Genomic DNA, 11853 nt, shown 5'->3' on the forward strand with positions numbered 1-11853 from the left:
CGGGGCCATGACTCGCCAAGGATCCCTGTCCCGCCGCGGCCTGTTGCAGGCCGCCCTCGTCGCCGGCTGCGCGCCAGCGCTGCTGCGCCACGCCGATGCGGCCGTCGAGCCGCTGTTCGCGCTCGGCGTCGCCTCGGGCAGTCCTCGCCCCGACCGCGTCGTGCTGTGGACGCGGCTGCTCGGCGAGGCCCTGCCGGCGGCGGTGCCAGTGCAATGGGAGGTGGCGGAAGACGAGGCCTTCCGGACCGTGGTCGCGCGCGGCACCGAGCACGCCGAGCCCGGCACCGCCCACAGCGTGCATGCGGAGCCCGCCGGCCTGCGTCCGGACCGCTGGTACTGGTATCGCTTTCGCGCGCTGGGCCAGCAAAGCCCGGCCGGCCGCACCCGCACCGCGCCGGCGGCCGACGCGACGCCCGCCACGCTGCGCTTCGCCATCGCGTCCTGCCAGCGTTTCGACCACGGCGAGTACGCGGCCTGGGGCGACATGGCGAAGCAGGACCTCGACCTGGTGCTGTTCCTGGGCGACTACATCTACGAATACGCGACACCGCACGATGCCCGCGTGCCACGGCGCCACCAGGGCCCGCAGTGCCGCAGCCTGGCCGACTACCGCGACCGCTACGCCCAGTACAAGCGCGATCCGCAGCTGCAGGCGATGCATGCAAACGCGCCGTGGATCCTGACCTGGGACGACCACGAGGTGCAGAACGACTGGGCCGGCGACGTGTCGCAGGACCTGGATCCGCTGTTCCCGCAGCGCCGCGCCGCCGCCGCGCAGGCCTACTGGGAGCACCAGCCCTTTCCGAAGGCGCTGCGGCCGCGCGGCGTCGACATCACGCTGAACCACCGTCACGACTGGGGCCGCCTGGCGCGGCTGATCACCGTCGACGACCGCTCCTGGCGCGATCCGCAGGCCTGCCCGAAGCCGGGCCAGGGCGGCTCGCACACGGTCAACCTCAAGGACTGCCCGGCGCTGATGAACCCGCGCCGCACGCTGCTGGGCGCGCCGCAGGAGCAATGGCTGCGCGACAGCTGGGATGCGACACGGCCCTGGAACCTGCTGGCGCAGCAGACCCTGATGGCCCGCTTCAACCGGCAGGATCCGGCGCAGGGACCGGGTCGCTACTGGACCGACGGCTGGGACGGCTATCCCTTCGCGCGCGAGCGCCTGCTGCGCGACCTCGAGGCGCGACGCGTGCCCAACGCGGTGGTGCTGGGCGGCGACGTCCATGCCAACTACGTGGCCGACCTGAAGCTGGACTGGGACGACGAGCGGGCGCCGGTGCTGGCCAGCGAGTTCTGCGGCACCTCGATCTCCAGCCACGGCGCCGAGCAATCGCAGCTGGACAAGGTCCTGCCCTTCAATCCCCACCTGCACTACGGCCGCAGCGACCAGCGCGGCTACATGCGCTTCGAGCTGCGGGCGGACCGGCTCGCGGTCGAGCTGCGCAGCGTGGCCTCGCCGTGGGACGCGAACAGCCCGGTGTCGACCGCGGCGCGTTTCGTCGTCGAGGCCGGGCGGCCGGGTGCGCAGGCGGCGTCCTGACCCGGGACGGCAGGACGCCGATCGCCCATGACGCCGAAATGATGCTTCGGGGACGCGACACAAACTCGGTACACTGCGCCCCGCTCGCGGCCCAGGGAGCGATACCGCGCCCACCTGCCGCGAGCGCCCTCCGCCACCCACGCGGAGCGCGAGCCAGCAGAGCCCGTCCACGACGCGGCCATCCGCCCAGCCAGCCCACACCCCGATGCGGCCTCGATGCCGCCGCCGGACCCGTCCCCGCGGGACCGGTCGACCTGCCGTGCCTTGCTCGCCGACGCCATGCAACGCGGATCCCTTCACCCCGTGCGCCGTGCGTGCCCCACGCCGGCGTCATGTTGCCGTCGACGTCCATGTCCTTCCGTCTCCATCGCCCTTCCGCGCTGCCCCCGCTGGGCGCGCCCACGCTGCGTCCCGTCGCCCTCGCCGTCCTCGCCGCGCTGAGCGCGCCCGGCCTCACCGCCTTCGCCCAGGCCCAGGCCCAGCCCGTGCCCGCCACCGCCGCGCCGGCCGCGCCGGACACCTCCTCGGATGCCGCCTCGGACGCCGAGCCGCGCCGCATGGACTCGGTCGTGATCTATGGCAGCGTCCAGCGCGACACCGGCTTCGCGCCGACGCAGGGCATCACCGCCGGCAAGGCGGCGATGCGCTTGCTGGAGACGCCCCGCTCGATGAGCGTGGTGACCCGCGAGGTGATGGACTCGCGCCAGATCACCAACCTGCAGCAGGCGCTGCAGACCGTGCCCGGCGTGAGCCCGGTGAACTTTGGCCGCCGCGGCTTCGACGACATCAACATCCGCGGCTTCCGCTCGACCGAATCCATCCTGATCGACGGCCTGGTGCAGAGCCCCGGCATGTGGACGCGGCTGACCAGCTATGCCTACGAGCGCTTCGAGGTGCTCAAGGGCGCGTCCTCGATCCTGTACGGCCAGGTGCAGCCCGGCGGCCTGGTCAACGCGGTGAGCAAGCGGCCCGAGGCGGTGCGCCGCCTCGATGCCGGCCTGGACCTCGGCAGCTTCAACAGCCGCACGCTCTCGGCCGACATCAACGAGCCGCTGTCCGCCAACGGCCGCACCGCGCTGCGCATCACCGCGCAGACCTCCGACGGCGACGACGCCACCGACCAGGTCTGGCGCAAGGACCGCTGGGTCTCGCCGTCGCTGTCGATCGACTTCGGCCGCGACACCGACTTCGTGATCTTCACCAGCTACAGCCACAGCAAGTGGATCCGCCAGCAGGGCACGACGCCCTACGGCACGCTGCTTCCCAATCCCAACGGCACGGTGGACCGCCGGATGTTCACCGGCGACACCGCCTTCGGCGGCTACGACGTCGAGCAGAAGACCCTGGGCTACAGCCTGGAGCACCGCTTCGGCCCGGCGCTCACGCTGCGCCAGGGCGTGCGCTACGAGGAGGAGTCGGGCACCGGCAACTTCGTCGCGCTGCAGGCGCTGCAGGCCAACCGCCGACTGCAGAATCGCTCGGCGACGCGGCAGTACCTCGACTACGACCTGCTGGCCACCGACACCTCGCTGCTCTACCGGGTGGACACCGGACCGGTGGCGCATCAGCTGGTCGTCGGCCTGGACGCGCGCCGCGGCCACAGCCGCCAGGGCTCGCGCGCCTGCACCATCGCGCCGCTGGACCTGTTCAATCCGCAGTACGGCATGCCGGCGACCTGCCCGGCCAACCTGACCGCCTTCGCGCCGTCGACGCTGACCGTGGCCGGTCTCTATCTGCAGGACCAGATGAAGTTCGGCGCGGGCTGGACCGCGCTGCTGGGCGTGCGCCGCGACCACTCGCGCGAACGGCTCGAGGACCGCATCCGCAACACGCAGTCGCTGAAGACCGATGCCGCCACCGTGGGCAGCGCCGGACTGGTCAAGGAGTTCCTGCCGGGCTGGTCGACCTACCTGAGCTGGTCGGAGTCCTTCCTGCCGGTCAGCGGCCAGGACTTCAACGGCCAGGCTTTCGTGCCCGAGACCGGCAAGCAGTACGAATGGGGTCTCAAGCATGAATCGGCGGACGGCCGCCTGACCGGCTCGCTGGCGGTGTTCGACCTCAAGCGGCGCAATGTCACCACCTCGGACCCGGTGAACACCGGCTTCAGCGTGCAGACCGGCGAGCAGCAGTCGCGCGGCGTGGAACTGGAGATCGGCGCACGACTGAAGGACGGCCTGAGCCTGACCGCCGGCTATGCCTACACCGACGCGCGGGTCACGCGCGACAACAACGCCGCGATCCTGGGCAAGCCGATCAATCTGCAGCCGCTGCATGCGGCCACGCTGTGGGCGCTCTACAAGCCGGCAGCGCTGCCGAACTGGACGCTGGGCCTGGGCGGCCGCGCGGTCAGCGAGCAACGCGGCAGCCTGCCGTTCACCCTGCCGGGCTATGCGGTGCTCGATGCCAGCGTCGGCTACAGCGGCCCGGGCTGGCGCGTCAATGCCGGCCTGAAGAACCTGCTCGACAAGGACTACTTCGACGGCGCGATCAACGCCAACGTGGTCTCCCCGGCGCTCGGCCGCACCTGGACCCTCAGCCTGCAGCTGAGCTACTGAGCACGTGACGAGCGTCGCGACGCCGGGCGCGCCCGGCGTCGTGCTCGCTAATCAATCCAGCGCCAGTTCCCAGGTCTCGCCGACCAGATCCAGGCCGAATCCCTGGAAGGGCTCGCTCGAGACCAGTTGGTAGCCCGCCTTGCGATAGATGTGCTTGGCGGCGTCGAGCTGGCTGTTGGTCCACAGGCGCACCCGCCGGTACCCGGCCTCGCGGGCGAAGCGGTGGCATTCGGCGACCAGCCGGTCGCCCAGGCCCAGGCCGCGCGCCGACGGCTCCACCAGCAGCAGCCGCAGCTGCGCCACGCCGTCGATCGGCGCGTCGGTCGCCTCGTCGCGGGCCTGCACCAGCGCGACGCTGCCGATGTTCATCCCGTCGCGCTCGGCGATCCAGCAGGCCTCGCGGCGCGGATCGAAGCGCTCGAGGAAATCGGCGGCGATGCGCGCCACCAGCGCCTCGAAGCTCATGTCGAACTGGTACTCGCGCGCATAGAGCGCGCCATGCCGCGCGACGATCCAGCCCATGTCGCCGGGCCGGTGCGGGCGCAGCAGGAAGCCGCCCGTCGCCAGCTTCGCGCCCGGCTCCTCCAGCAGCGACTGCACGCGCCGGAAGGCCTGCAGCAGCTCGGTCTGCTGCGATTCGCCCAGGCGGCCGAGCAGTTCGCCGACCTGCTCCTGCGAGCGCCGGTCCAGCGGCTTGAAGGCCTTGCGTCCGGCAGGACTCAGCTGCAGCAAGGACTGGCGCGCATCCAGCGCGCTGCGGGTGGCCCTGACCAGGTCGCGTTCCTTCAGGTCGCGCAGCAGGCGGCTCAGGTAGCCGGCGTCCAGGTCCAGCAGGCGCCCGAGGTCGGTGGCGGTCATGCCCTCGCCGTTGTCGACGTGGGCCAGCTCCCACAGGATGCGGCACTCGGTCAGGCTGAAGGCGGAGTCCAGCAGGCCCTCGTTCAGGACACCGATGCGGCGGGTGTAGAAGCGGTTGAAGCGGCGGACGGCTTCGATGCGGTCAGGATCAGGCATGGCGGCATGCTGCGCCAATCACTTGCTTTTAGCAAGTATTTTCTTGCCAGACCGGCGATGAACGCCGGTCGATGGCTGCAGGCAACACCTCAATGCCGCGGTGTGCGATCTCCGTATGTCGGACGCGCTGGCCGAATTGCCGGCGCGTTGCTGCCAGCGACGAAATTGCCGGGCCGGGCGGTCAGCAATACCGCCAGCAGGTCGGTCACCTTCAGCGGCTTGTAGAGCAGGCGATTGAAGCCCGCGGCGCCGGCGCTCTCGTCGGTGATCTCCGGGCCGCCGCCGGTCAGGCAGACGTACATCACGTGGCGACCCGCCTCGGCGTCGATGAGCTTGGCTTCGGACACCACCTCCAGCCCATTCATGTCGGGCATGTCGAAGTCCACGAACACCAGTTCCGGTTTGAACAGCTTCAGCAGCCGCAAGCCGACCCGCCCGCTGTAGGCCACCGCCGTGGCGCAGCCATAGCAGCGGAACAACTCGCTGAGGCTGCGGGCCCCCTCCGGATCGTCGTCGACGACGAGGACCCGCAGCGCATGAGGCGATGGTTCGGACATCGAGGTGTTCTCCCAGAGTGCAACACGACGCAACAGCCCTACCCACGCGACAAAGCGCGTCCGGCCAATGCCGTCCGTCGATGACCGGGAAGGGCAAGCCGCGTGCCCACTCGACGCCGCCGCCCCTCTCCTAAACCCAGCCCCCACGGCCTTGACCGCGCAGCTAAAGTCCACCGGTTGAGCCGCGTCGAGACGGCCGGGAGATGACCATGAGCGTCTTGGAAGAAGGGGTGGCCGTGGTCCCGGCCGAACACCTGAATGCGATGCTGCTCGCGCTCCATGCGCTGCGCCGCGGCGATCCGGATGTCCGCCTGCCCTTCCACTGGACCGGCGTCGCCGGCAAGCTGGCGGATGCCTTCAACGAGGTGGTCGAGCAGAACGCCTCGATGGCGGCGGAGCTCTCCCGCCTGCGGCAGGTCGTCGGCAAGGAAGGCCGGCTCAAGCAGCGCGCGGCGCTGCCCGAGATGCGCGGCTTCTGGGGCCAGCAGATCGACTGCATCAATGCGCTGATCGATGACCTCGTCCATCCCACCAGCGAGGCCGCGCGCGTGATCGGCGCGGTGGCGGAAGGCGACCTCACCAAGTCGATGGCGCTGGAGGTCGACAACCGACCGCTGCAGGGCGAGTTCCTGCACACCGCCAAGACCATCAACCGGATGGTCGAGCAGCTCGGCGACTTCTCCGCCGAGGTGACCCGTGTGGCCCGCGAGGTCGGCACCGAAGGCAAGCTCGGCGGCCAGGCCAAGGTCAAGGGCGTGGCCGGCACCTGGAAGGACCTGACCGACTCGGTCAACTCGATGGCCGGCAACCTGACCGACCAGGTCCGCAACATCGCCGACGTCACCACCGCGGTGGCGCAGGGCGACCTGTCCAAGAAGATCGAGGTCGACGTCAAGGGCGAGTTCCTGACGCTGAAGAACACCATCAACACGATGGTCGACCAGCTGCGCTCCTTCGCCTCGGAAGTGACCCGGGTGGCGCGGGAGGTCGGCACCGAGGGCTCGCTCGGCGGCCAGGCGCGGGTGGAAGGCGTGTCGGGCACCTGGAAGGACCTGACCGACTCGGTCAACTCGATGGCCGGCAACCTGACCTCGCAGGTGCGCAACATCGCCGACGTGACCAAGGCGGTGGCCGCCGGCGACCTGTCCAAGAAGATCACCGTCGACGTCAAGGGCGAGATCCTGGAGCTGAAGAACACCGTCAACACGATGGTGGACCAGTTGCGCTCCTTCGCCGCCGAAGTGACGCGCGTGGCGCGCGAGGTCGGTACCGAGGGCAAGCTCGGCGGCCAGGCCGACGTGCAGGGCGTGGCCGGCACCTGGAAGGACCTGACCGAGTCGGTGAACTTCATGGCCGGCAACCTGACCTCGCAGGTGCGCAACATCGCCGAGGTGACCACCGCCGTGGCCGCCGGCGACCTGTCCAAGAAGATCACCGTCGACGTCAAGGGCGAGATCCTGGAGCTCAAGAACACCGTCAACACGATGGTGGACCAGCTGCGCTCCTTCGCGGCGGAAGTGACGCGCGTGGCGCGCGAGGTCGGTACCGAGGGCAAGCTGGGCGGCCAGGCCGACGTGCAGGGCGTGGCCGGCACCTGGAAGGACCTGACCGACTCGGTCAACTCGATGGCGTCCAACCTCACCTCGCAGGTGCGCAACATCGCCGACGTGACCAAGGCGGTGGCCGCCGGCGACCTGTCCAAGAAGATCACCGTCGACGTGCTCGGCGAGATCCTCGAGCTCAAGACCACGATCAACACGATGGTGGACCAGCTCTCCTCCTTCGCCGCCGAAGTGACGCGCGTGGCGCGCGAGGTCGGCACCGAGGGGCGCCTGGGCGGCCAAGCCACGGTGCGCGGCGTCTCGGGCACCTGGAAGGACCTGACCGACAACGTGAACTTCATGGCCGGCAACCTGACCGGCCAGGTGCGCGGCATCGCCAAGGTCGTGACCGCGGTGGCCAATGGCGACCTGGCGCAGAAGCTCACCGTGGAGGCCAAGGGCGAGATCGCCGCGCTGGCCGACACCATCAACTCGATGACGGACACGCTGGCGATCTTCGCGGACCAGGTGACCACCGTGGCGCGCGAGGTCGGCGTGGAAGGCAAGCTGGGCGGCCAGGCCAAGGTGCCCGGCGCCTCGGGCACCTGGAAGGGCCTGACCGAGAACGTCAACGAACTGGCCGCCAACCTGACCACGCAGGTGCGGGCGATCGCGGAGGTCGCCACCGCGGTGACCCAGGGCGACCTGACGCGCTCCATCACCGTCGAGACACAGGGCGAGGTCGCGTCCCTCAAGGACACGATCAACGAGATGATCCGCAACCTGAAGGACACGACGCAGAAGAACACCGAGCAGGACTGGCTGAAGACCAACCTCGCCAAGTTCAGCCGGATGCTGCAGGGCCAGAAGGACCTGGTGACCGTCGGCCAGTTGATCCTCAGCGAACTGGCCCCCGTGGTCGGCGTGCAGCAGGCCGAGTTCTACGTGCTCAACATGCGCGGCGAGATGCCGCGCCTGAAGCTGATCGCCAGCTATGCCTCGGGCGGCCTGGCCACGCATGGCAAGGAACTGGCGCTCGGCCAGGGCCTGGTCGGGCAGTGCGCGCTGGACCAGGAAAAGATCCTGCTCGCCAACGTGCCCGGCGGCGCCTTCCGCGTCGCCTCGGGCCTGAGCGAGACGGCGGCGATGGAAGTGCTGGTGCTGCCGGTGATCTTCGAGGGCCGCGTGCGCGGCGTGCTGGAGCTGGCCTCGCTGGAGCGCTTCAATCCGACCCACCAGGCCTTCCTGGACCAGCTCACCGAATCCATCGGCATCGTGATCAACACGATCGAGGCCAGCACCCGGACCGAGGACCTGCTGATCCAGTCGCAGTCGCTGGCCGAGGAACTGCAGCGCCGGCAGCAGGAACTGCAGCAGACCAACGGCGAGCTGCAGGAGAAGGCGCAGCTGCTGGCCCACCAGAACCAGGAGGTCGAGCGCAAGAACGCCGAGGTCGAGCAGGCCCGCCAGGCGCTGGAGGAGAAGGCGGAGCAGCTGGCGCTGACCTCCAAGTACAAGTCGGAGTTCCTGGCCAACATGTCGCACGAGTTGCGCACGCCGCTGAACTCGCTGCTGATCCTGTCGGACCAGCTGTGCAAGAACAGCGAAGGCAACCTGACGCTCAAGCAGGTCGAGTTCTCCAAGACCATCCATGCGTCGGGCAACGACCTGCTGATGCTGATCAACGACATCCTGGACCTGTCCAAGATCGAGTCCGGCACCGTCGCCGTCGATGTCAGCGAGCTGCGGCTGGACGAGCTGCAGCGCTCGGTGGAACGCAGCTTCCGCCACTTCGCCGAGTCCAAGCATGTGGGCTTCAGCGTCGAGATGGAGCCGCCGCTGCCCAAGTCGCTGGTCACCGACGTCAAGCGGCTGCAGCAGATCATCAAGAACCTGCTGTCCAACGCCTTCAAGTTCACCCACCAGGGCCAGGTCACCTTTGCCGTCACCGCGGTCGCCGACGGCTGGTCCGCGGACAACGAGGTGCTCAACCACGCGGGCCAGGTGATCGCGTTCTCGGTCGCGGACACCGGCATCGGCATCTCGGCCGACAAGCAGCAGATCATCTTCGAGGCCTTCCAGCAGGCCGACGGCTCGACCTCCCGCAAGTACGGCGGCACGGGCCTGGGCCTGGCGATCAGCCGTGAACTGGCGCGGCTGCTGGGCGGCGAGATCAAGCTGGTGAGCGCGCCGGGCCGCGGCTCGACCTTCACCCTCTACCTGCCGCAGCACTACACGCCGGCGCGCACCGCGCGTCCGCGCCCGACCGGCGCGACGAGCGTCTCATCGCTGGGCGACGTGGCCGAGACCTCCGAGACCTCGGCGACCGCCACCGAGGAGGCGCCCCGCTCGCGCGCGGCCATCACCGCGGCCGAACTGGCCGAGGCCGCCGTGCAGCGCGCCGCCGCCCGCCGCGCACCGGCGGAACCGGTCCGCCCGCGCTCGCCGGACGCCGGCGAGCCGCAACGCCCGCAGATGGACACGCCGCCGGACAGCATCGTCTTCGCCAATGTCGCCAAGGACGACCGCGAGGACATCGCCAGCGGCGACCGGGTGCTGCTGATCGTGGAGAACGACCTGGCCTTCGCCGACGTGCTGCTGGAGGCGGCGCGCCATGGCGGCATGAAGGGGCTGGTCGCCACCACCGGCGCCGGTGCGCTGGCGATGGCGCAGGAGTTCCGGCCCAGCCTGATCTCGCTGGACATCTTCCTGCCCGACATGCAGGGCTGGCGGGTGCTGGACCGGCTCAAGTCCGATCCCGACACGCGTCACCTGCCGGTCTGCGTCGTCTCCACCGACGATGCCCGCGACCGCGCGCTGCAGGCCGGTGCGCTCGGCTTCCTGTCCAAGCCGCTGCAGTCGCGCGACGACGTGGACGTGGCGCTGCGCGACCTGCAGCGCTACCTGGACCGGCCGCAGCGCCGGCTCGCCGTCGCGATGCCCGACGGGCCCGACCGGATCGCCCTGCTGGCGCCGCTGGCGCATGACGTCGAGACGATCTTCGTCCGCTCGGCCGAGGAGGTGCGCGAGGTGCTGCCCGGCGTCGACGCGCTGCTGGTCGACGCGGCCACCTGTCCGTTCGGGCCGCAGGATGTGCTGGATGCGCTGGAGCGCCGCCCGGGCACGCTGCCGCTGCCGGTGGTGGCGCTGAATGCCGAATCGTCCGCCGGCGCCGAGCCGTCCGACGAGCCGGGGGCGGCGCGACGATGGTCGCGGCCGCACGGGCTGGCGGTGCGCACCGCCACCGGCACCGATGCGGCGCTGGCGGCCCTGTCGCTGGCGCTGCACCGTGCGGCGGCCGACATGGGCGACCGCGAGGGCCAGGCGCTGCGCGACGCGCAGGAGACCCGTTGCCCGCTGGCCGGCAAGAAGGCGCTGATCGTCGACGACGACATGCGCAACATCTTCGCCCTCGCGACCGTGCTGGACGGGCACGGCATGGTGATCGTCTCGGCCGACAACGGCCGCGAGGCGATCCGCCTGGTGCAGGAGGACCCGTCGATCGACATCGTGCTGATGGACATCATGATGCCGGAGATGGATGGGCTGGAGACGATGCAGCAGATCCGTCGCCTGCCGCGCGGCCGTGAGCTGCCGATGGTGGCGGTCACCGCCAAGGCGATGAAGGGCGACCGCCAGAAGTGCATCGAGGCCGGCGCCTGGGACTACCTGTCCAAGCCCGTCGACCCCGCCAACATGCTGACCGTGCTGCGGGGCTGGCTATGCCGCTGAGCTCGCTCTTCGACGGCTATGCGACGCCCGACGCGGCGGAGCGCGCCAGCATCCTGATCGTCGACGACCTGCCCGAGAAGCTGCTGGTCTTCGAGACCATCCTGGCCGACCTCGACCAGCACCTGGTGATCGCGCGCTCGGGCAGCGAAGCGCTGCGCGAAGTGCTGCGCCAGCAGTTCGCGGTAATCCTGATGGACGTGAACATGCCCGGCATCGACGGGCTGGAGACGGCCCGGCTGATCCGCGGCTACCGGCGCTCGGCGCACACGCCCATCATCTTCGTCACCGCCTACGCCGACGAGCTGCAGACGGCGCAGGGCTACTCGCTGGGCGCGGTCGACTACATCCTGTCGCCGGTCATCCCCGACGTGCTGCGCAGCAAGGTGCGGGTCTTCGTCGACCTGTTCATCATGCAGCAGCGCCTGCGACAGCAGGCGCTGGAGCGCATCGCGATCGCGCGCGCCGAAGCCGCGCAACGCGCCGCCGAGGAGAACACCCGGCGCTCGATCTTCCTGGCGCAGGCCGGGCGCGAGCTGGCCGACTCGCTGGACGCGGAGGTCGCGATGCGGCGCCTGCTCGCGCTGCTGGTGCCGCGCTTCGCGCCGCGCGCGCTGCTCTGGCTGCGCGACGCCGGCCATGGGCATGAACGCGTGCTGCGCTGCGACGCGCCGATCGCGGCGGGCGAGCCGGCGCTGTTCACCGAGGGCCGCGAGCAGATGCTCTCCGAGGTGCTCTACAACGCGACGCGAAACGCGCTCGAACAGATGGTCCCGGCGCTGCAACCGGGCGGATCGGCCGCTGGTCCGGCCGCCCTGCCCCCCGCGCTGCCCGCGTTCGCGCCGTCGGTGCTGCCGGAGGAGGATGAGCCCCCGCCGCGGGCCGTGCTGCCGATCGGAAGAGCGTCGGGT

The 11853-nt window shown here is 70.3% G+C and carries 6 protein-coding genes; 4 read left to right on the forward strand and 2 right to left on the reverse strand.

What is annotated here, in order from left to right; translation table 11 throughout:
• The first annotated feature begins 7 nt into the window (after positions 1–7).
• Entirely contained in the window at positions 8–1546 is a 1539-nt protein-coding gene (locus CS062_RS02160) for an alkaline phosphatase D family protein (protein ID WP_099859816.1), read from the forward strand.
• A 350-nt stretch (positions 1547–1896) separates the two neighbouring features.
• Positions 1897–4101, forward strand: coding sequence for a TonB-dependent siderophore receptor (locus tag CS062_RS02165; protein ID WP_099859817.1), 2205 nt, complete (start codon positions 1897–1899; stop codon positions 4099–4101).
• A 51-nt stretch (positions 4102–4152) separates the two neighbouring features.
• Here CS062_RS02165 and CS062_RS02170 read toward each other — a convergent pair whose 3' ends face one another.
• The gene (locus tag CS062_RS02170; protein WP_099859833.1) at positions 4153–5115 is read right to left on the reverse strand and encodes a bifunctional helix-turn-helix transcriptional regulator/GNAT family N-acetyltransferase; all 963 of its coding nucleotides are present in this window, start codon (positions 5113–5115) and stop codon (positions 4153–4155) included.
• 89 nt (positions 5116–5204) lie between these two features.
• A complete protein-coding gene (locus CS062_RS02175) occupies positions 5205–5672 on the reverse strand; it encodes a response regulator (protein WP_099859818.1) in 468 nt (155 codons plus the stop codon).
• Between the two features lie 209 nt (positions 5673–5881).
• Here CS062_RS02175 and CS062_RS02180 point away from each other — a divergent pair, with 209 nt between their 5' ends.
• Entirely contained in the window at positions 5882–10945 is a 5064-nt protein-coding gene (locus CS062_RS02180; protein WP_099859834.1) for a hybrid sensor histidine kinase/response regulator, read from the forward strand.
• The coding region (locus tag CS062_RS02185) for a response regulator (protein WP_143742224.1) at positions 10936–11853 on the forward strand (918 nt) is incomplete at its 3' end. The genes CS062_RS02180 and CS062_RS02185, both read left to right, overlap by 10 nt.

Origin of the sequence: Roseateles chitinivorans, from assembly GCF_002761755.1 — a bacterium.
Taxonomy (GTDB): Bacteria; Pseudomonadota; Gammaproteobacteria; order Burkholderiales; family Burkholderiaceae_C; genus Roseateles; species Roseateles chitinivorans.